This is a genomic window from Brevundimonas sp. TSRC1-1 (assembly GCF_049898245.1).
Classification (GTDB): Bacteria; Pseudomonadota; Alphaproteobacteria; order Caulobacterales; family Caulobacteraceae; genus Brevundimonas; species Brevundimonas mediterranea_A.
In genome coordinates, this window is record NZ_JAFCXI010000001.1 from 518,852 (window position 1) to 540,479 (window position 21,628).

The window sequence follows — 21,628 nt, forward strand, 5'->3', positions numbered from 1 at the left end:
CCTGGAAGCCCGTGTCCCGTCCCCCTTGCCTCCGCCATCCCCGGCTGAAGCAGTCGATAATCCGCTCGCCGTTTTCTAAAGCGAGGCGCGGCTTACAGGTGCGGTCGGGAGGCGCCCGGCCCGTCGTGGACGGGGCGTGATCGGCGCAGGCGCACATCCGGAGCCTTGGCCGGCGTGACGGGGGTGCGGCGGCGTTTCTCCAGCCAGGTCTGCACCTCCGACAGATCCCAGACCACGCATCGCGGCGTCAGCCGGAAGCGTCTGGGGAACTCCCCGCGCTGCTCCATCTCCCAGATGGTGCTGTCTGCGAGCGGCACCATCTGGCGCAGTTCCGGTTTCTTGATCGTCCGTGGCAGGGGCGAATGGGTCTGTCCCATGATGCATCTCCTCGTTCGGGTCGATTCGAACCGAAAGATGCCGCAGGGAAAACACGCAGGCCCGCGGTGTTGGTCTTACGGTTCTCAGCACCGTCTGCGCAGACGTCGTCTGATGACGCCCGGTCGCTTAGTCGACGGGTCACCGATCCCAGTCACTCCGCCGCGGTCATCCCGCACCGCAGGATGGGCGCCGCCTTCTTCAGGCTCCTTCCTCGCTGCAACTGGGTATCGTGGCCAGTGACCGATAAGCTCCGGTTCTTAGCGGTCGACTTTGACGACGGAATGCACGGTTCGTCGGGCTTGCAGAGCTAAGGGCTCCGCCCTCGCGCGCGCCAGGGTGAAGCGGCTGCGCCGCCGGACCGGCCGGTCTCCCCGACCTTCCGCGCCGGCGAGGATCGTCATGATTGGCATTGGCGTCAGGCTTGTGCAGGTCGGGCGATCCCCCTCCGGCCGGTCCGCCCTGGCCCTTGCTACCCCGGTCTCGCCGACGGGCAGGGTTTCAGGCGCGCAGTTCGCGTGCCTGCAACCCTTGCCCAAAGGAGGCAGAGACATGACTGCTCAATCCATCGAAACCGTCGCGACCGAGGCGACCACCCCCGCCCATGGCGCGGAGATCACCGTGCCGCTGAACCGGCTCAAGGCTTCACCGAAGAATGCGAGGAAGACGCCCCACAGCCCGGCGACCATCGAGGCCTTCGCGGCCTCGATCAAGGCCAAGGGGGTGTTGCAGCCGCCCGTGGTCGAGATCGAGCGGGACGGGGAAGGCGTTCCGACCGGGAGCTACCTCGTCAGCATCGGCGAGGGGCGCCGTCAGGGGCTTCGGCTGCTGGCCAAGCGCAAGGCGATCAAGCGGACCCATCCGGTGCGGGTCATCGTGGACGCCGAGAACGACGCCCACGAGATCAGCCTCGATGAGAACATGACCCGCGAGGCCATGCATCCCGCCGACCAGTTCGAGGCCTTCCAGCGACTGGCTGTCGAGAAGGGCTACGGCCCCGAAGAGATCGGCGCCCGGTTCGGTGTGTCCGCCCATGTCGTGCGTCAGCGTCTCCGGCTCGGCTCAGCGGCTCCGGAGTTGATGGCGGCCTACCGGGCCGGGACGCTGGCGCTGGATCAGTTGAGCGCCTTCTGCGTCAGCGAGGATCAGGACCGGCAGCGGCAGGTGCTGGAGCAGGTCGGCCCCCATACCCCGGCCTACGCCATCCGGCGCGCCATGACCGAGGCCAAGGTGAGCGTCGGCGACCGGCGCGTCCGCTTCGTCGGCGTCGAAACCTATAAGGCCGAAGGCGGCGGAATCCTCCGGGATTTGTTCACCGAGGACGGCGGCGGCTGGCTGGAGGACGTGGTCCTGCTGGACCGGCTGGTCGGCGAGAAGCTGTCCGGGTTGGCCGACGAGGCGCGCGAACGGGAGGGCTGGAAGTGGGCGGAGCCCGCCCTGGACTATCCGGACGTCTCGGCCTTCGGGCGGGTCTATCCGGTGGCCGTCGAACGGTCGGAGGCGGACGCCGCCGAGATCACGGCCCTGTCGGAGGAATATGACCGGATCGTCTCCGAGGCGGGCGCGGAGGGGCTGTCGCCCGAAGAGGATGCGCGGCTGGAGGAGATCGACAAGAGCTTGCAGGCCTTCGGTCCGGACTTCGACTACGCCGCCGAGGCCAAGGCCCGGGCGGGGGTCGTGGTGATGCTCGGCCATGACGGTCTGGCCCGTTTCGAGCGCGGACTGGTCCGCGCCGAGGACGCGGTCGCGCCGCCGCCGGAAGAGGAGGCGGTCGAGGACTGCGGTGGCGACGCCGACGCCGAGAGAGGCGGGCGCGCGCCGGAGCCGGAAGAGGTCGGGAGCGCCCTGTCCGACCGGCTGGTCATCGACCTCACGGCCCACAAGACCATGGGCCTGCGCGACGCGGTGCAGGCGGATGTGGGCGCGGCGCTGGCGACCGTGGTTCATGCCTTGGCGCTGCAGGTCTTCTATCCGGGATATGGCCTCTGGACGCCGCTGCAGCTTCGACTGTCTGTCAGCGGTCTGGAGCGGCTGGCGCCGGGGGTGGACGACGGTCCTGCCGGTCGGCGGGTTCGGGACCGGTGCGAGGCTTGGGGCGCGCGACTGCCCGAGCGGGCCGAGGACCTGTGGGGCGTGGTGTTCGGGTTGGCTCCATCGGACCAGTTGGACCTGATGGCCTGCTGCGCCGGGGTCGGCCTCTACGCCGTGCGTGACCCCCACGACCGGCGACCCGGCGCCTTGGCGCAGGCCGAGACGCTGGCGACGGTGGTCGGCCTCGACATGGCCGGGACGTGGTCGGCGACGGCGGCCAGCTACTTCACGCGCGTCCCAAAGACGCGGGTGCTGGAGGCGGTGACGGAGGCCGTCAACGCGGAGGAGGCGGGCCGGATCGCCGGGTTCAAAAAGGGCGACATGGCCGAGGCGGCGGAACGGCTGGTGGAGGGCAAGGGGTGGTTGCCCCCGGTCCTGCGGACGGTGTCCGATGCGGCGGAGCCGGAGGACGAAAGCGCGAGCGAACCGCGCGATGACGACGCCTATGCGTTCGCGGCGGAATAGCCGTCGCTGAGAGACTGAAAACTTGCCGCGCGCCCTTTTAGGGGCGCGCGGCTTTTTCATCGGCGCCGCCGTGCGGCGGCGAAGACCATCGTTGGGTACGACGCTCGCTCGGCGAGGCGGACAGGTCGAAGACGGCGTATTCAGCCTTGCCGTGTGCGGCCGTATCGCGGAGACTCCAGCCATGAAGAAGAGCCTCGATCATCTACCGCTGCGCAAACAGGCCGAACTCCGTCAGGTGGTCGAGACTGTGCGCGCGGCGTTCGAGGAGGCGATCTCGACCCGTCGCGCCGCGCGGCTCAAGGACGGCAGGATTCTCAAGGTCATCCTCTACGGCAGCTATGCGCGCGGCGACTGGGTCCATGACCCCGTCGGGCGCTACTTCTCGGATTTCGACCTGCTGATCGTCGTCGATCATGAAGACCTGACCGACGGCGAATTCTGGTACGAGGCCGAAAACCGGACCATGCCCATCGGGCCTGACATCCGCACGCCCGTCAGCCTCATCGTCCATTCGCTCGACGACGTGAACGAGCAACTGGATCGCGGTCGCTATTTCTTCGCCGACATCGTGCGCGAAGGCGTGCTGCTCTACGACACGCCGGGCGCCAAGCTGCACAAGCCGGCGGACCTCAAGGCGCGCGTGGCGCTGGAGGAGGCGGAGCGGCACTATGAGAAATGGATGACGAGCGCAGCCAGCTTTCGAAAAGTGGCGGCCTTTTGCATGTCGGACGATGAGCCGAACCTAGCCGCCTTCAATTTTCACCAGACAGCTGAACATCTTTATCATGCGGTGCTTCTGGTCGTGACGCTCTACAGCGGCAAGGCTCACAACCTAGCCTTCTTGCGTAAGAAGGCCGAGGCTATCGACCCTCGCCTAGCCGAGGCCTGGCCCCGCGAGACCAAGTTCGAACGCCGCTGTTTCGAACTCCTGCGCGAGGCCTATGTGAAGGCGCGCTACTCCGAGCACTACAGGATCAGTGGCGACGAACTCGCCTGGCTCTCGGAGCGAGTGAACGTGCTTCGCGTACTCGCGGAGGAGGTCTGCAAGGCGCGGCTCGCAGAACTCCTTGAAGCAGCCTCTAAAGACGACGCTTAAGCAACCGATCAGAAGGGCGATGTGGGGCCAATGGCTGGCTTTGACGCATGGCCGACGCTGATTACGTGCGCCATGAGTCAGACTCCGTACCGTCGGCCTTGCCGCAGGGCGTTGCCGTGAGCGACGTTGCGAGCCTCAGGCGGGGACGGCTTTCACACTCGTCTTCACAGCCGTTGGCCAGCGGACATCGAACCCCTTTGCCTTGGGCCAGGCTATACCGACGCCATTGCTCAGGGCTAGTTGGATGTCCCGCTCTTCAGGGGGAGCGAGTTCCAGCACGATCAGAAGGCAAGGCGGGCCGCCGATCGATTGACGATAATCGAGCAGTTGTCCAAGCGCGGTGCGAATGGCGAACCGCGCAGTGGCCGTTTCGCAAGGCTTCACCTCGACAAGAACCAGGCCCTTGGACGCACAGACATACTGAAGGTCCACGCCGCGCCGGTTCTCCGCCAGTTGGTTGCACCGGCTCGAGATGTAGGTCTTGAAGCGGCTCTGAAGGTCATGGTGCCGGGGAGAGACCGCGATCTCCTGCTCCTTCAGCCACCGGACATAGGGCGCGGTGGTCGGGGCGGCGCTCGCGGCGGACTTCTTCGGGGCCTTGGCCTTGCGGATCTTGGGGTTGACCAGCGTGAGGTCGAACTCAGGTTCCTTCAGCCATGTCAAACAGGGATGGCCGGCGGGTATGGTGCCTCCGACAATGGCGAGCGCTTGGTCCGGACGAATGGCCATATACCCACTATGGCGCTTGGCGATGTCCTGTCGGGGACGTGCCGGATCGCCGCTCGGGAAGACCCCCTCCGGGTCGATAGGAATGGGGTTGTCGAACCAGACGTACTCTTCGGCCGGAGACCGCCAGCGAATATAGCCGGCCAGGCTGTCCCAGTGTTTGTTGAACTTGGCCCGCGTTCCGAACTTCTGCTGGACGGATGGCAGCGCCCATATCCTCTCGCCGTCTGCATGGATGCGCAGAGCCTTGGCGATCTTCGCCATCTCCTTGGCCGAGTTCGCCTGTATCGACGTCGCGACCCCGAGCGCTACCGGCCCGATCTTGGGCCGGTATGCAGTCATGATCATGCCAAGCCGACCGGCCTCGGCGAAGCCCTCCATCCGGCCTTTGCTCTCCGTGTGGAAGATCCGGTAACCCTGCCACTCGCGCTTGGGATCGCCATTCCATTCCTCGTGGCCGTAGCCGTTCTCCGAGACAAACCCGCCGACCGAGCGGCTTCCAGCGGGTCCCAGATATCCGCCGGCGTTCCAGACAAGCGGTTTGAGGATCACCAGCTTGTCGGCAGTTTGCTTCGGCGCCGCCACGGTTTCCCCTTTGGTTCGGTCTCGTTCACGCCATAGTGGGCCAGCAGCGACTCAAGGAGAAGCTTATTGTCTCGCTTCGGCTGTGCGTGAAGGTTTGATGCACGTCTGGCGCGATAGGGTCGGTTTCGGCCAGGTAGGAAGCGTCCCTGAGAGGACGTGGGGAGCGGCGGGTTTGAAGGGTTTCAGCGCATCCACGGTCAAGTCGTGGTTCCAATACCGCTGCGAGCGCAAGGTCCGCTATGAGCTGTCGAGCGATGACGAACTGGCGGCCGTGCCGGTGCTCAAGGACATTCGCGAAGCGCCTTGGGCGAAGCTCGGCAATGAGTTCGAGGACCGGGTGGTCAATCGGCTGGCCGCCGAGGCCGCCGTCCTGCGCCCTGCGCCGGGGGAGAAGGTGCTCTCGGAACGACTGACGCTGGCGTTTCTGCGCGGCGAACGTTCGGAGACCTATGCCGCCCAGATCAACCTGAAGCCCACGGGCGTTCCGCGCTTTCTGGAAGGCACGGGGCTGGAACTCAACCGGAACATCGCCGACCTCGTCCGGCGGGAAATCCTGCCCGACGGTCGTGCCTGCTTCACCATCATCGACATCAAGGCCACCCGGCGGGCGACGGCCTTCCACAAGACTCAGATCGCCTTCTATGTGCGGGTGCTGGAAGAGCGGCTCGCCGAGATCCGCCTCTCCAGTCCGGTCACCCTGAACCGCGATGGGGAAGTCTGGCGCATCCCGGACAACGGCACGGCCCAGGGCGATCGGGCCGACGCCGAGGTGTTCGCGCTTCGACCCTATCTGCGCCAGGTCGATGACTTCTGTAGCCAGACCCTGCCAGCCATCGCGCAGAAGCGGATCGGCTTCGGTCCGTCCGACCAGACCTTCCACCACCTCTATTTCAAGTGCGAACAGTGCGCCTTCCTCGAGCACTGCGTCCAGTCAATCGCGCCGGCCCTCGCTGCGGGGCGCGACGTGTCCGCCGTCCCCGGCGTGACCCACGATTCCAAACGTGCCCTCAAGAGGATGGGGATTGAGACCGTTGGTGCGCTGTCAAAAGCCTACGGACTGGCGAAAACGCCCGGTGCCGGCTGGTCCCTGACCCGCAACGCCTCGCGGTTGGTTGCGCGCGCCGCCGCCCTGGCGACCAACGCGATCCAGCGGACCGAAGAGGAGCACACCTTCCTCATGCCGCCGAGAGCCGATCTGCGGTTCTTCGTCTCGGTAGACTACGATCCGGTCGATGACCGGATTGCCGCCGTCGGCTATCGGCGTGTCGGCCCGGACGGGTCGGCCAGTGATGATATCCGCGTGCCTCAAACGGCTGAGCTTAAAGACGAGGCCGATGCTCTGGTCGCCGTCATGGGGCGGCTGATCGGGGATCTGGCCGCTGTCGATCAGGCCAACCGAGAGGCGATGGATCGGGGGGACGACGCCGCTCTCAAATATGCGCACATCTTCTTCTACGAACCCTCCGAAGCTCTAAGCTTGCAGAAGGCCGTCGGCCGTCATCTGGACGATCCCCGCGTGCGTGGCGCGCTGTTGCATCTCGTGCGGCTGTTCCCGCCGGAGGACATCGTCCCGGAACCGGAGTTCAAAGGCGCGCACCATCTGCCCGCCACGGCGGTGCGAAGCGTGGTCGAACACCTCTACGCCCTGCCGGTCTCGGTCGCCTATGACCTGCGCCAGGTCAGCCAGGCCCTCGCGACCGTTGGTGCGGCCGCCGCCTACACCCCGGCGCCCGGGTTCGAGCGACCCTTTTCGTCCTTGCTCTCGATCGACGTCATCCGCGGCTTCCGCGAAAGCGTGGCCGGCGCACCCGGGACCGAGGACATCGTCGCCGACGTCGCCGCTCGCCTGTCCGCTCTTCAGGGCGTGACCGCCTGGCTCTACGCACAACACGCGGTCGCGACCGCGAGCGGCCAGCCGATGCTGAGACTCAGCAAGCGGCCGTTCCTGTTCCACGAGACGTTCGATCCGCTCGATGCGGCGGATCTGGATGTCCTGATCGCCTGCGAACTTCTGGAGAACCGGGCCGGGCTGCTTGAGGCGCTCGTCAACCTCGCCCAACCGGCCAGCCGGCGCCGCGACGCGAGCCGCGCCATGGCGGGGCTCGAGTTGCTGTCCGTCGTCAACTACGGTCGCGACAAACTGATGAGGTTCCGGATTCCGCCGGCCAGTCAGGACAGCGATCTTGGCCCTAACGACCTGAAACTGATCCTTACCGACGACCAACCGGACCTGCGGCTGGATATGCTGCAGTGGCCGCTCGTCGAATGCCGCATCCTGCAACCGTCTCCGCAGGACGTGGCCTATTCCAACATCGTCAAGGTCATCGTTGGGCGTGGCGTTTTCGACGGCCCCCTGTTCCAGGACCTGCTTAGGACGACCCCCACCAAGGGCTGGCACCTGGACCGGCACTTCATCGACTTCAATACGGACAAGGCCGCGCGCTTCCTGCGGCATCTGGCGGCGGGGCAGGCGGCATGAGCACGCGCGATTACATCCTGCGTTTCCTCAACCAGCCCGAGACCTTCGCCAGCGGCGCGACCGATCCGGAGCTCTGGCTTCAGGCTCTTGGGGATTTCGCAGCGCCCCTGCTCGAGGCCGGCGGCGGTCCGGCTCTGCGCCCGGCCCAGGAAAGGGCGTGGGAAGGTCTGGCCTCCACACGGGCCGGTCTTGTGCTCGGCCCGCCCGGGACCGGCAAGACCCACCTACTGGCCTGGCTGATCCTCGGCTACATTCTGGCGCGGCGATCGGCGGGACTGCCCGCGCGCGTCTTCGTCAGCGCCTTCACGCGCAACGCCATCGGGAACCTTCTCGACAGCGTGGCCGCTCGCCTGGGGCAGTTCGCGCCCGAGGCGTTCGAGGTCCACTATCTCGGAGCAGCGCCGCCCGCTGGACTGTCCGATCGCATCAAACACCGTGCCTCTGTCGCCAAAGAGGAGGGGGAGGCGGCCTTTGCGGATCTGACCGCAGAAGCGGTCGTGGTCGGAGCGTCCGTCTGGCAACTTCACCGGTTGCTCTCACACAAGAAGGCGCCCGGCGACGGCGTCGTCGCGCCCCTGTTTGATCTCATCTGCATCGATGAGGCGTCGCAACTGGTTCTGAGCCAGGGCCTGATGGCCCTGTCAGGCCTCAAGCCCGACGGACGGATCGTGGTCGCCGGCGACGACCGGCAACTGCCCCCGATCCGCGCCGGCCGCGATGTCGATGTCAGCGGACGACAGCTCGGAGGCTCGCTCTACGCCTTCATGAAATCCGCCGGCGCCGAAGAGTTCGCGCTGGAGGAGACCTTCCGGCTCAACGCCCCGCTCACCGCCTTTCCGGAGAAGACCTTCTATCCCGGGAAGTATCGATCGGCAGACGCCGTCCGGGAGGCGCGCCTGACCCTGAAGCCGAACTGGCGCGACGGCCTTGAGCCGTGGGAAGCGCATGCGCTGGACCCCGATTGGCCCATCGCGGTTCTGGTCCACGACGGTCCGCCGGCCTCGAGCAGCAACCCCTTCGAAGCTTGGGCGAGTGCGCGTCTGCTGGAGAAACTGGCCGAGCGACTCGTGGATGTCACCGAAAGCGACGGCGCCTATAAGGGCGAACTTTGGCGCGAACGCATCGCGGCCGTCAGCCCCCACCGGGCGCAGAACGCCGCCATCCGCAACGCTCTGCCGCCCTTGCTGCGCGCCAACGCCTTCGTCGAGACCGTGGACCGGATCCAGGGCAAGGAGCGGGATGCGGTCGTTCTCTCATACTGCGTCGCAGATACCGAGTTCGCCCTGGCCGAGGCCGACTTCATCTTCGCCCGCGAACGTTTGAACGTCGCCGTAACGCGAGCCCGTCACAAGCTGATCGTCCTGATCAGCCGGCGCCTGCTGGAGGCTTCCCCGGTCGACCAGGAGCAGATGGACAAGGCGGAAGGGCTGCGGGAGTTCGTCTTCGACGCCGCGCTCATGCGTGAAGTCGAGATCATCGACAACACCGGCGCCAAGATCGACGTCCAGATCCGGCTGGTCGGCTTCCAGGATTCGGGCGACCTGGTCGATCCGCCGGTCCAGGAGCCCGTCGCCACGTCGCAGACGCAGGCGCTTACCGAGGAGGATGAGCACCTCCTTCAGGCGGTGCGGGATGTCGCCCTGGGCAATTCCTACGGCACCGCCGCGAGCTTTGAGCTCGAGAAGCGCCTCGGCCGCAAGCCCATCCTGCCCGGTTTGAGCCGCCTGCAAGCGAGTGGGCGGATCGACCTGTGGCAGGTCATCACAGCCAAGGCGAACTTCTGGAACGCGCGCCCGTTCGATCCGGCGCGACGCATTTTCCCGGTCGACTACGAGACAGTAAAAGGCCGCGCCGAAGAGGTCATCAACCAATCCAAGCGCGGCCGTAAGCCGCCGCTCTATGACGACGTGCGGCGTCAGTTCGCCTGGGTGAACGCGGTAGGCGGGGATGTCGTGCGTCCCGCGTTCGATCGTCTGCGGGATGAGGGCCTGATCCAGTATTCCAGCGATGGCGAACGGCTCCGGATCGAATGGACCGGCGCATCTACCCTCGAGCCCTTGCCGGAACCGCCGGAGGCCCCCGTCCTGTCCGACGAGGATTTCGCGGTTCTAAACGCCCTCGAGACCCTGGAGGCCAGGCGGATCAACTTCGGGGTCTTCGAAGGCTGGACCTCGGCTGCGACCCTGGCGGATGGCGAAGGCTTCAGCCGGACACAGGCCCAGGCCGCCCTAGGGCGGCTGGCCGCGAATGGCTGGGTCTTGTTTGCAGGCGAGGGGCGGGTGCGGAGCCGAATGGCCGAACTGGCCCGCGAGGTGCGCTATGTGAAGCAGAGGTTCGATCGGGATGATGCGGACAAGCGTCCGTTCCTGGTCCGCAGCCTGAAGGTGGAACTGCGGAACCGCGACAAACCCATCAGAAACGAGCCCCTGGCCGCCGTCTTCGATGGACTGGCTGCTGAACTGGGCGGGACCCATGCTCAGGCCCTGACCTCGCTTAAGGACGGACTGCTCAAGCTCTGGGGGCGGGATGCGGCGATCGCCGGATTCCAGCGCCGCAGCCTTGAGGCGCTCAGCCGGGCCTGGGCGGGGGGCGGGGAGAATGCGGTCGTTGTCTCGGCGGACACAGGGGCCGGCAAGACCGAGGCCGCGGCTCTTCCCTTGATCGCCGGCGCCGCGGCGGACCGGCTTGCCGGCGTCAAGGGCGTGCGCGCCGTGCTCGCCTACCCCCGCATCAGGTTGGCGACCAACCAGGCGCAGCGCCTCGTGCGTTACGCCGGCCTGCTCTCGCGGGAGCCTGGAGCTCCAAGACTCACAGTGGGGATGCAGTTCAAGGGCACGCCCAACCGTCTGGACGCCCTGCAATCCTGGGATCTGGACGAGGGTTGGCGGATGCTGTCGGAAGGCGAGCTCATCTTTCCGCTGTTCGGCTGCCCGGAGTGCGCCCAGACCCTTCACCTGCACAGAGGCGCAGGCCACGATCGCGCTGATCGGCTTGCCTGCGTTGCCTGCGACTGGTCATTCGACGGCTGGATCGGCAGCAAACTGGCCCTGCGCGAGACGCCGCCGGCGCTGTTCATCATCACCACGGACTCGCTCCATCAGTGGATGCACACGCCCATCGCGGGCCGCCTGTTCGGTGATGATCCTGACTTCGCTCCGCCCCGGGCGGTCATGGCTGACGAGATCCACCTCTATTCCCATGTCCACGGCGCCCAGGTCGCGCTGGCGCTCCAGCGCCTGTCGGCGCGGACTTCGATGAATGCGCCAGACGCGCCGCCAATGTTGATGGTCGGGATGAGCGCCACACTGGGCGATCCCGCCGCGACCTGGGGCCGCCTGGCGGGACGTGCTAACGTGCTTTCGATCGCCGCCAGCGCTACGGAGAAGCAGATCAATCCGCGCGGGCGGGAGTATTTCTACTTCATCCAGCCAGAGGTCGAGTCCCGTGGTGCAGACATCGCGGGCGCCTCGACGACTATCCAGAGCCTGATGTGCCTGGCCCACGGCATGAGGCGGCGCACCGACAGCGATGGCGGATTCCGCAGCGTCGTCTTCCTGGACTCTATCGATAAGGTCCGACGCCTGCATGGCGACTACACGGACGCCGAGGAGGGCAAGGAACTCGCAAGCTACCGCACCCGGAAATATCCCGAGGACCCGGCGACCGGCGTGCTCCCGACCCAGTGCTGCGGGGAACCCTACGGCTGTGATCGGTTCCAGAGCGGCGAGTGCTGGGTGTTCGCGGCGACCGATCCCGCACAGGTCGGCGCCCAGGGCCTGCGCCGCCCGGGTCAGCCGCTGAGCATCATCGACCGACCTGTCACCTCCGCCTCGACCGGACGCGTCGAGGACGCGATCAAGGCATCCGACGTCGTCTTCGCCACGTCGTCGCTGGAGGTCGGTTACGACGATCCGGACATCACCCTGGTCTATCAGCACTATGCGCCGCAGAACCTCGCCAGCTTCGTCCAGCGCAAGGGGCGAGGGGGCCGCGGGAGCGATGACCGGCCTATCACGGCCGTGACCCTCTCGATCTACACGAGCCGCGACAGCTGGTGGTTCAAACGCCCCTGGACCATGCTTGAGCCGACCGGCTTCGATAGTCCCCTCAACCCCGACAACTTCTTCGTCCGCCGGGGCCAGATCGTCTCGACCATCCTCGACGCGTTCGCTCGCTTCGAGCGCCGTGCCGGTCCCTTCAATCCCCAATCGCCGCCGCCCGCCGCCCTGGCGGAGGCCGAAGCGCTGGTCCGGCTTGTTTTCGGCGAACCCGTTTGGGAGGGCTATGCGTCAGACTTGGCCGCCTTCTGGGCATTGGCCCTGGCCAAGCGCAATGGAAAAGCCCCCGGAGAAGGACTGCCCCGATTGCGCGCCGACCTCGAGTGGGCGCCGGACCTCCTCTTTGATTCCATCAACCTGCCTCGGCTGAACATCATCCGTGCGGGCGAGGTCGAACCCCGCGCCGAGGATGTCTCCCTGGCTACCGCCACCGTCGCTCCGGGCGGAGCCACGAGACGCTACCACCCGGTCGAGGTCGATTGGCGCCCGCCCGTAGCCGGGCAGGGGCCATGGCTCGCGGCGCAGGACTATGCCTCCGCGCTCGTGTCCAAGCCCTTCGGCGATGATCCCGCCGCCTGGCTCGAGCGGCTGCCTAGAGAGGCCCGAACCTTGCTGCCCGGCCTTGCGGCCGAATATGTGAGGCCCCGGCAAATCACCTTGCAGCGCCTCGGACAGGTGCACGGCGCAACCTGGATCGCGGACTTCGGGCTAGATGCGGCCGACGTAGTCGTCCCTGCGGGCCAGGCCCCGGCCAATCGGCAGATTGGTCATCAATCGCACAGCCATCTGCGCGGCTTCCCGATCCTGAAGCCGACCGACGACCAGGCAAGAGCGCTGCCGACAGAGGATCTGGCGCCTTGGGTCGAGGCGTTCAGCGCCTTCCTCGGCGACGGGGTTGGGGGCAAGACAACCGGTCTGGCCCTGGCTCGGGTGTTCTGGGGCGCCGATGCCGAACTCGTTCTGACCGGTCCCCCTCGCGAAACGCTTCCGATCACCCAGGTCTTCACGAGTCCCGGCAAGGGGCCGACCTTGCACGGCTATCACGTCCAGACCGAAGGCGTCCGGTATCGGCTCAACGCCGAACGGCTCGGCGTCTTCCTCGACGCTGAAGAGGCCCGGGTGACGGTCGACGACCAGGTCCGCAAGCGTGTGGTCGGCGCCCTCGTGCGCTGGAAGGTGGAGAGCGGCGCACAGGCGCTTGGCCTGAACATGTTCCAGATGCGCCGCGCGGGCGAACTGATCGCCAGCGCCCTGGCGGACCCGGCCTATCAGGATCGGCTGCGTCGGATCGCGTTCCTCTGGAACACCGGCGACATCGCCGCCCTCTTCGAGGACGTACGCGCCGATCTGTTGGCCTGCCATCCGCTCCTGTCGCCCGATCGCGTGGCCAAGGTGGCGGGAGCCTTCTCTGACGACCGGCTCAAGCCGATCCTGTCAGACGCGCTTCGCGCGGCGGGAAACCCCGGCGAGATACGGGCCTGGCTCCACTCCGCCGTCGTCCACAGCCTGGCGCTTCGGTTGAAGGACAGCTTCGTCCATGTCGGACACGGGGACGATCGTCAGGTCCTCGTTCACGCTGTCCTGCCCCTGCAGTTCGGGGCTGATGTCGCGGGAGGATGCGACATCACCATCTGTGAGGTCGGCAATCACGGGGATGGAACCACCCGCGCGTTCGTCGCCCGGGCCGGGGCGGGCGCCGGGCACTGGCGGGACGGCTTCCTCGGTGATTGTCCCAATGCATCCGAGGACGCCGCGCTTGATCGCCTGTTCTCGCTTCAGGAACACCATGCCGAATGGCGCGCGCTGGATCCGAACGACCCGGATGCGCTCCGCACCCTGGCCGCGCCGCTCGGACTGGATCCGGACATGCCTCTACCCGCCGGGGTGCTGAGGGTTCTGTTCGGGGTTGAAGCGGTCGGAAGCGAACGGTTCGACCTCTATGATCTGGCGCTCGCCGTGCGGGGATCCAGCCTGTCACTGCAAGCCCGGTTGGGACGGCCCCCGACCGCCTGGGAAGCGACGAGCGTCGCCGTGCGCGGGGCCGAAAGCCAGCCGGACTCGGTCTTGAACCACCTGCTCGCGGCCTATGGCGGGCTCGAGGAAGGCCTGCAGGAAGAAGGGCTCAGCGCGCGGGGACGTCTGGCCGACCAGGTCTATCGGCTGAGCGCACGCCTCTGCGTCGATGGATGTCCCGCCTGCGTGCATCGGCCGAGCGACCTGATGAGCGAGGGCCTGATGGAGTCCTCGACCAGTCGGGAACTGCTGACGCGCTTCCTCTGTCAGGAGGCTTAGCCCCGGACGCGAAACGCGGACAGGGCGCCCTTGTCCGTCAGCCAGGACATGACCTTGGGCGTGACCATGTCCAAGCTGGCTTCCTGGCGGGTGACGGCCCCGAGGAAGGCGTCCACTTCAGGCTCGCCCGTGAACGCCTGCATCGCATCCAGGGTCTGCGCACGCCTCAGGCGAAGCGCCGGCGCGACTTCGGCGAGCTTCTCGGCGGACGGATCACCATTGGCGAGCGTCTGGGCTGCGGTGCTGATCTCCACCAGATCACGCCCGATCGACTCCGCGCCAGAGATCTTGGACAGCAGGTGGCCGACGGCCGCCAAGTCCACGAAGTCCTGCGCCACGAGTTGGGACCAGTGGTTCTTCAGCCGCTCTATGACCTGCGACAGGGCGTTGCCGACCGTGGAATAGTCCGTCGCGACTGCTTCCAGATCAGCCGCGGTCTCGGCATCCTCAAGGCTTTCGCCCACGCTTTCGGCCTTGGCGATGGCTGTCGACAACCGCTGACGCAAGGCCACGTCGTTCAAGCCGTCGAGATCGTTGGCGCATTGCACCAGCCGCGTGAGCAACAGTGCATGGCGGGGCGCCTGTTCGACCGGAACGCGCGCGCGATCAGCAGCGGCACCAAACGCCAGGCTCTTTTTCGCGCTGCTGATCCCGGGTGCGAGGCCTTCGAGCAGTTCGAGGGCGTCCGTCATTTTTCAGTCCTCCAACCGTGCGCGGGCGCGTTCGGCCGCCTCAGCCAGCGTTCGCCCTGCCGCATGAATATCATCGATGTTCACTGTCTTGCTGGCGGCGTCCACGAGATCGCGCACATGGGGCAGGAGGGCGGCGACGGCCGCCTCGCCCCGGTTGAACAGATCAAGCGCGCCTGACAGTTCGCCGGCAGGCGCCGAAATCAGCCAGGCGAGGCTCTCGGGGCCGGTCGGCAGCGTCGTGCCGCTCTCTGGCGACAGCCGCCAGAGCAACTCGATCAGCCTGTTGTGCTGCTCAGTTTCCAGAATGCGGGCCTGGCGTCTCCGCTCGTCCTCCCAAGCCTTGATCTCCGTCGTCGCCCTGCCGATCATGTCGTGAGAGACCTGATCGATCAGCGTCACCAGTCGTTCGTTATGGTCGCGTGGCGCCTTGCCGCGAAGCATCCCAAGCAGCCGGTTGACACGATCCTTCAAAATCTCGGTTTCGCCTCGAACGATGCGGGGCAGGTGTTGCGCCATTCGGTCCGACATCGGACGGATATCACGCCAGTCAAAGGGCAGGTCAGGCGTCGAAGGCTCAACGCCCGGCGAGAAGCTCAAGGTGTTGCGGACATGGGCAAGCGCGTGAGCGGCCGTGCTGGCGTCAGCGAGGCCGAAGGTGGTCGCGGTCCCCTGAGGAAGGCTGATCATGCGTCGTAGCGCCTGCCGCACATCCAGATGTCGCTTGTCGCCCCCGGTCAAGGCGTCCTGCCAAGGTTGGGTGCGCTGGCTGGGCGCGGTCGTGGGGTCACCTTCGTCGCTCAGGAGTGCGATCCACTGGTCAGCGCTTGTCTCCGTGGGTGAAGTCGCGCCACGCAACCAGGCGCGGACAGCCAGCGCCTGGGTCGCCGCAGCGACCGGTGACCATCGGCCGCCATCCGTCGTTAGAGGCAAAAGTCGATCCAGATGCGTGCGTGCCCGTTGCTCAAGGCGGCGGCTGAAGCGAGCCAGTCGCCTTCTGTGAAACTCGGTTTGCTCGCCGGTCAACTCATCGTCGACACGCAAGCGGGCGTAGGCTTCCAGGCCTTCGATAAGCCAGGGATCTCGCGGTATGACGAAATGGGTGTTCGTCGTCTGCCCCGTGCCGGCGATCTTGATATTTGATGCCGTGAAGACCTGCTCGAAGGTGCGGCGATCCGCGCCCAGTCGACGCGGATCAATCTCGCGGACCACCGCGTGGACGGCGCCGTTCCAATCACTCACGTTGGGTACGACCCCGTTCGTGCGGAGCGTTTCCAGTTGCATCAGAAGCTTCTGGAGCTCCTGGCGCGTTGCTTGCCTCGGCTGATCCGTTGCACGCGGTTGCGGTGTTGGTGGACGAACGCGCGGAGCCGTCGCGGGCCCCGTCGGCTCTGTGGGTCGATCAAACGGCTGGATCTCCGGCTCAGGCGTCGTCAGCCGAACCGGCGCGGGTGTCGGCTCAGGCGGAGACACCGACTGACCATCGCCAATCCACGGCAGGTTGAACTCTTCAAGAACGCTGCGCTGAACGCCCGCGAAACGCTCGACGCCGTCGTCGACTGTCTTGCGCGGACGAAGGTCGCCCCAATACCGTAGCACTCGGCTGAGGCGGGCTTCGACCGCAGGATCTGAGGTGCTGTTGTGAACGAGGGTCCGCATCGAGCTGTCCAGAAATGGGGGCTCGAGGTAGCGCGACTCGATCTCGGGCCCGGGATATGCGCCCGTATTGAGCCTCTCCGGATTGAGCAATGTGGGATTGAGAACGCCCTGAAGCACCCCTCGGGGCGTCTTGTGGGTCTGGCCGTCGTCGTCGCTCTTGAGAGCCTCATAGAAGCCATCCACCGCCTCCGGCGTGAATGGATACAGGCCGATGCCATCGGTCTGTCCAAAGGCGCTGAAACAAGGCTCGACCCGAGCGCACATCTGGCAAGGATTTGGCAGCTCCAATGAGGCGTTGTCGCGATAGGCGGACCGCCAGGCGACCAAGCCTTCGACCCCGGTCCGAACAGCGGAGAGATAACGCGCCACGAACCGGGTCCGCTCCCCACGGCTCAGTGCGGCGATCTCGCGCGACTGGCCATCAGTGCTGACCCCGAGGCGGACAGAATGTGTGATCCGCTGCTGATAGTTGGTCTTAAGTTGCCGATAGTACTCCGTCGTCAGGCCGATCACCGAGATCAGCGGACACACGTCGCCGTCGTCCCGCAGGGTCGCGTCGGCGACCAGAGCATCGACCAGGCTGTCGTCGAGACCTTCCCACATCGTCACGTCTTCCAGCAGCAGGACCAGGCGGCGGCGCTCGCTTTCCGACTTGTCCTTGTCTTGCCGCGCAAGCTCGGCGCGTAACTCCATAAAGAGCCTCTTCAGAGCCTCGGCCGAAACGCCGAGGACGCCTTGGACAGCTTGATTGCGTCGCGCGTTCAGGGCCTGCACCATTTTCAGAATGTCGGGGATCTGGTCGGCGAGATCGGCCTGGATCTGCTCCATGGAGAAGCCTTGGGCGAGCGCGTCCTCGATCACGCTGCTCTCCAGCGAGAGCTTCATGCCGAGACGCCGCGCCTTTTCAGAGTCACCCGCAGTATGGGCGTGCCAGAGTTCGCCAAGTTCGATCACATCGGCGATGTCAAAGGTGGCCGATGCGGAGTTGCGGTCCTTGCCCCCGCTCATGATTCGAAGGATGCGATCAGGACCCTTCCAGTGCTCACGCACGGGTGCCGACAGGATCAGCTTGTCGGGCTCATGATCGCGACACCACTCGATGTCCTCGGGCGGCGCGTCGAAATAGTTGGGGGCCAACATGGCGCCCAAGGTGGTCAGGAATTGAAAGGCGCGCCCCTCCAAACCGGCCGCATGTCTCTGGCCCAGACCATCGAAGAGATAACCCAACTCGGTCGGAAGCTTGGCCTTCAGTTGCCTCAGCGCGCCGAGCAGCGAACCGTCCGCCCGCTGGATGAGTAGGCAGAAGTCCCGCTCAGCCGGCCAGTTGACTTCCAGCCACCGGATCAGGTGCGACTTGCCCGATCCGGGTTCGCCTTGAACGACGCAGAAGGCGTGGCGCCGGGTTGGGTTCGACAGTGTCTTGAGCAATCCCTCTTGGGTGGCTGCCTCCAGGTCGAATTTCTCAGACGTCGCTTCGAAGTCCCGGACGGGGGTGTGGGTGGCCAGGAAGATGGCCTCCTCGGCAGCGAGCGCCTGCGTCTGCAGGATCGCGTCTGCATTCGCATGCGTCCAGCAGGGCGTGTCGTGGAGATTACTCATGAGGCCGCCATGAGCTTGACGGTGAGCACCGACTTCACTTCGTGAAAGGGATCCGGGGCGAGGTCGATATAGCCGGTCGCGTCTCCGCGGCGGTCCAGTTCGATGCGTCCCTCGTCGTGCAGTTCGCGTAGAGCCGCGCTGAGCAGGTGAGACAGGCGCTTGGGGTCGTCCTTGAGGGACGCCGTGGCAGCGACCCGCGCACGCAGTGCGCCGCGATCCAGATAGGGCATGCGCTGCGCCAAAGTCTGCAGGACGGTCTCAACGGGCAGGGGGACGCCGGTGGGGAGCGCGGCGCGACGCAGTTCGATATCGACCCGACGTGTTACGTCAGGGTGGAAGCTCAACCGCACGGGCAGTTGAACGGCCAGGCCCAGAAAGCCCATCCAGCGTCTCCAAGCGGTTTGTTTGGTGTCATTGAACCGTCTGGCGTCTCCGGTTTCAGCGTTCCCGAGGTCCGCTTCAACCCGGTCTGCAAAGTCACCTGCGGCCGCCCAGTCCGTGCCGGAACTTTCCGCCTTGAGACCAAGCCAGGCGAAGGTCTCGAGCATGACATGGTCAGGATGGTCTGAGGAAGTTTGGCAGAGGCGATCATGCACCTCGTCAGCATAGGCCTCATAGTCAGCGAGGGGTGGCGCGGCGAGGACATAGTCGGTCGCTTCGGGCTTGAGGAAGTCGAGGCTGGACGCGGCGCCGATCACCTGGCGCTCGGCTTCACCGCCGATGGGACGCGCAACACCATCGGTGACGAAGGCGGGGTTCAACCACGTCCAGAGATCGTCGCGACCGATCCGTCCGCCTTCGGCCGCAACAATCCCGATCGCGGACCAAACTCGCTCCGGCGTACCTTGGGTGCTGCTTAGAAGGCTCATATGCCCGTTCCTTGGAAGGCGACGAAAAACTCGTCGAGGATGGCTTCGTCGTAGGGTGCGTGTTGAGAGGCGATCTGGTGGAGCGCCCGACCGTCAACCCGCGAGGCCGGATCTGCAACCAGGATCAGATGTTGGTGGGGGCGAGCGTTTGCCAAACGCTCAAGCTCCCGGACCCATGGACCGAGTGTTGACAGGGCCGGCGGCAGGAAGGCGGTCGGGAGATCTGGAAGCACGCCGTCACGTCGCAGCCAGTCCTCGGCGGGCTGAACGAAACCATATTGAACCGGATGGGCCGCCAAGGCCGCGGCGATATCTGGCGCCTCAGCCTCAGGCGCCACGATCTGCTCGATCCCGACGCGGGCCAGGCGGCCGATGAGGCGGTCCTGTGACCCCTCAGGCGCGACCAGGATCACCCCTCGTGGGAGGATCGGACGCAGCGTCTCGGCGGGCGGCCAGGCGAAGCGCGCAACATCTGAACGCAAGCCGCCTGGAGGCGAAACGCCCTGTCGCCGGCAGGCTTCGCAGCGACCGCATGCAACCGGCGCAGCGTCAGGTTCAATGAGACGGTAGGCGGACCGAAGAAGGCAGTCGCGATCCTGTCGCTGCATCGCCGTCACGAAGGCCCGTAGCTCGGCGCGGGCGCGGCTCGCTTCCTGGTCGCGACCCGCGAAAATCCGCGCCCAGGCCTGTGACCAAGCCGATGCATCTTGAGGGTTCAGCACTTCATCCCGCAGGATCGTTGCGCGCCAATGCTTGGGCGTCTCGTCCTCGCGCGGGGCCTCGGCTTCGATGGTCAGCACGCTCTGGCGTTGCATGAGGTTCAGCAAGCTGCGGTTCCAGCCGCGGTTCCGCTCACCAGTGTAGCGCGGATCCAGACCGTCCCGTGCGGCGTCGAGCGGGAGAACGAGGCGCAATGCGCCGTGCGAATCCCTGCCGTCGCTGATGGCGCCCTTCAGCAGGGCGATCCATCGCGCTTCAGCGAGTTCGGCCGACAACCAGCCATTTCCCGCCATCGACGCGGCATCGTCTTCGTCCGACTCGTAGCGGCCGACCTCGTCGACTGAGCGGCCCCGGGGTCCTGCCCGGTCCATTTTTCGGGTCCAGAGGGTGACGCCCAGGCCCTGGTAGCCATCGCGCGCCGCTCGCCCCACCTCTTGATACCAACGCGCTGCGCTTTCAGGGAGGCAGGCGTGGATGACCGTTCGAACGTCGGCCTTGTCGACGCCCAGGCCAAAAGCGGAGGTGGCGATCACAAGATCAAGGTCGCCGGCCGCCCAGCGTTCGACGATCTCGCGGCGAGCCTTTGCATCGGATATCGCACCCGTGAACAGCGCGACGCGCTCGTACCCGCCTTCCTGCGTCAGGCGGTCGTGGAGCCTGTCGGCGTCCTCGACCCGCGTTGTGTAGACAACGGCGGGTCGCGGCGCCCGGTCAATCAAGCGATACAGGGCCGCGTCCCGCTCCGATTGATCACTGAAATCCGCTGCGGAAAGATCGAACTGATAGCGTGGCGTGCGCGCATGGATCTCGCCCCAGGGTCCCGAGCCGTAGTCGGCGCGCAGAACGGATTGGGAGGCGGGAGTTAGGGTCGCCGAGAGGAGAACGGTGCGCAGAGCTGGATTGCGCGTGCGCAACTCGCCGATGAACGCGGGAAGTCGTTGGAAGTCCGGGCGAAAACTTCGGCCCCAACTCTCGATGATATGAGCTTCGTCGACGAATACGGCCGAGAGGAGACCTCTCTGGCCATACTTCTCCGGCGCGGAAAGGGCGCACGCAGTTTGCAGGAGATCGGGCCGGGCGGCGCCGAAGGCGGCTTCAGGCGACAGCAAGAGGATCGGAATGTCGCCATTGCGGAAGTTCGCGAGGATTTCCTCGCGCTGCGCCAGGGGCGTCGATCCGCTCATCGCCCGACTGGCCTCCAGGCCAGGCATGCCCCGCAAAGTGCGTTCATGATCTTCCGCCAGCGCGATGGTCGGCACGATGACCACGGCGCAGGCTCCGGGAACGCTCTCCCGCCACAAGAGGACCGGAGCTTGGAACAGAAGACTCTTGCCGGCCCCCGTCGGCATCGAAACCATCAGGGAGCTTCCGTCGGGGGCCGTCAGCGCTGTTTGAATAGCGGACTTCTGAGCCCGGCTCCGATAACGATCGTGAGGCGTCAAGCGCAGCAGGACGGCGTCCGAGGGAGCCGGCGAAACACCGCCCCGGGGCGAAGCATCGATCCTGAGAGCGGCGTCCAAGCCGGGCGCGATGTCCGAAAGGTCTTCATCGACAATTCGGATTGCGCCATCAGCTGTGGCTGCAAGACCGAACCGGGCCAATGTCTCCGTCTCGGACGGCATAAGCTGAGCGGGGGGCAGAGCTCGGCCGCCACTCAAGCGCGCCAGTTCCCGCAGCAAGACCATGCGATCCGCAGGCGTTCTCGCAGCCAAGTAGCGCGTTTTCGTCGTCTCAAGGGTCTCCTGAAGCCAGGCATCAGCCATTGGGCACGCTCCGACCCAGGCAAACGCCATCGTGGCGTCGAAAGGAGAAGCGCTCGCGACCCATGAGCCGGTTCGCGACCTCGAACTGCTGACCCTGCACTCAAACTCCCCCTGGGGGGCATCAAAGCGCAGCAACCCAGCGTTGGCAATTCATGCCAAGTA

Annotated in this window: 10 protein-coding genes; 4 read left to right on the forward strand and 6 right to left on the reverse strand. The window is 66.0% G+C overall.

Annotated elements, in window-relative coordinates; translation table 11 throughout:
- Positions 1 to 92: 92 nt before the first annotated feature.
- Positions 93 to 377 (reverse strand): helix-turn-helix transcriptional regulator, encoded by a 285-nt coding sequence (locus ACP7CK_RS02650; RefSeq protein WP_008260373.1) that lies wholly within the window; start codon positions 375 to 377, stop codon positions 93 to 95.
- A 550-nt stretch (positions 378 to 927) separates the two neighbouring features.
- Here ACP7CK_RS02650 and ACP7CK_RS02655 point away from each other — a divergent pair.
- Together ACP7CK_RS02655 and ACP7CK_RS02660 are read left to right on the forward strand one after the other, a co-directional pair.
- Positions 928 to 2,931 (forward strand): ParB/RepB/Spo0J family partition protein, encoded by a 2,004-nt coding sequence (locus ACP7CK_RS02655; RefSeq protein ID WP_008263418.1) that lies wholly within the window; start codon positions 928 to 930, stop codon positions 2,929 to 2,931.
- Between the two features lie 22 nt (positions 2,932 to 2,953).
- Positions 2,954 to 4,027, forward strand: a complete 1,074-nt coding sequence (locus tag ACP7CK_RS02660; protein WP_244999708.1) for a HEPN domain-containing protein — start codon at positions 2,954 to 2,956, stop codon at positions 4,025 to 4,027.
- A 135-nt stretch (positions 4,028 to 4,162) separates the two neighbouring features.
- Here the strand turns inward: ACP7CK_RS02660 and ACP7CK_RS02665 are convergent, their stop codons facing one another.
- Positions 4,163 to 5,338: a hypothetical protein gene (locus ACP7CK_RS02665; protein ID WP_219354461.1), complete on the reverse strand. Its 1,176-nt coding sequence runs from the start codon at positions 5,336 to 5,338 to the stop codon at positions 4,163 to 4,165.
- Positions 5,339 to 5,510: 172 nt separating this feature from the next.
- On the opposite strand from ACP7CK_RS02665, the gene ACP7CK_RS02670 reads away from it, so the two are divergent.
- Positions 5,511 to 7,817, forward strand: a complete 2,307-nt coding sequence (locus ACP7CK_RS02670) for a hypothetical protein (protein ID WP_426025045.1) — start codon at positions 5,511 to 5,513, stop codon at positions 7,815 to 7,817.
- Positions 7,814 to 14,167: an AAA domain-containing protein gene (locus tag ACP7CK_RS02675; RefSeq protein ID WP_219354459.1), complete on the forward strand. Its 6,354-nt coding sequence runs from the start codon at positions 7,814 to 7,816 to the stop codon at positions 14,165 to 14,167. Before ACP7CK_RS02670 ends, ACP7CK_RS02675 begins: the two co-directional genes overlap by 4 nt.
- Here ACP7CK_RS02675 and ACP7CK_RS02680 read toward each other — a convergent pair.
- Genes ACP7CK_RS02680 through ACP7CK_RS02695 form a run of 4 tightly spaced genes read right to left on the reverse strand, consistent with a single transcriptional unit; the run spans position 14,164 to position 21,466 of the window.
- On the reverse strand, positions 14,164 to 14,859 hold the full coding sequence (locus ACP7CK_RS02680) for a hypothetical protein (RefSeq protein WP_219354458.1): 696 nt from the start codon (positions 14,857 to 14,859) through the stop codon (positions 14,164 to 14,166). The two genes, ACP7CK_RS02675 and ACP7CK_RS02680, sit on opposite strands and share 4 nt — an antisense overlap.
- Positions 14,860 to 14,862: 3 nt before the next feature.
- Complete coding sequence (locus ACP7CK_RS02685) at positions 14,863 to 18,114, reverse strand: hypothetical protein (RefSeq protein WP_426025046.1); 3,252 nt, start codon at positions 18,112 to 18,114, stop codon at positions 14,863 to 14,865.
- A complete protein-coding gene (locus ACP7CK_RS02690; protein ID WP_426025047.1) occupies positions 18,111 to 18,983 on the reverse strand; it encodes a hypothetical protein in 873 nt (290 codons plus the stop codon). Before ACP7CK_RS02690 ends, ACP7CK_RS02685 begins: the two co-directional genes overlap by 4 nt.
- Complete coding sequence (locus ACP7CK_RS02695; RefSeq protein WP_219354456.1) at positions 18,980 to 21,466, reverse strand: DEAD/DEAH box helicase; 2,487 nt, start codon at positions 21,464 to 21,466, stop codon at positions 18,980 to 18,982. The genes ACP7CK_RS02690 and ACP7CK_RS02695 overlap by 4 nt, the downstream gene beginning before the upstream one ends.
- Positions 21,467 to 21,628: the final 162 nt, after the last annotated feature.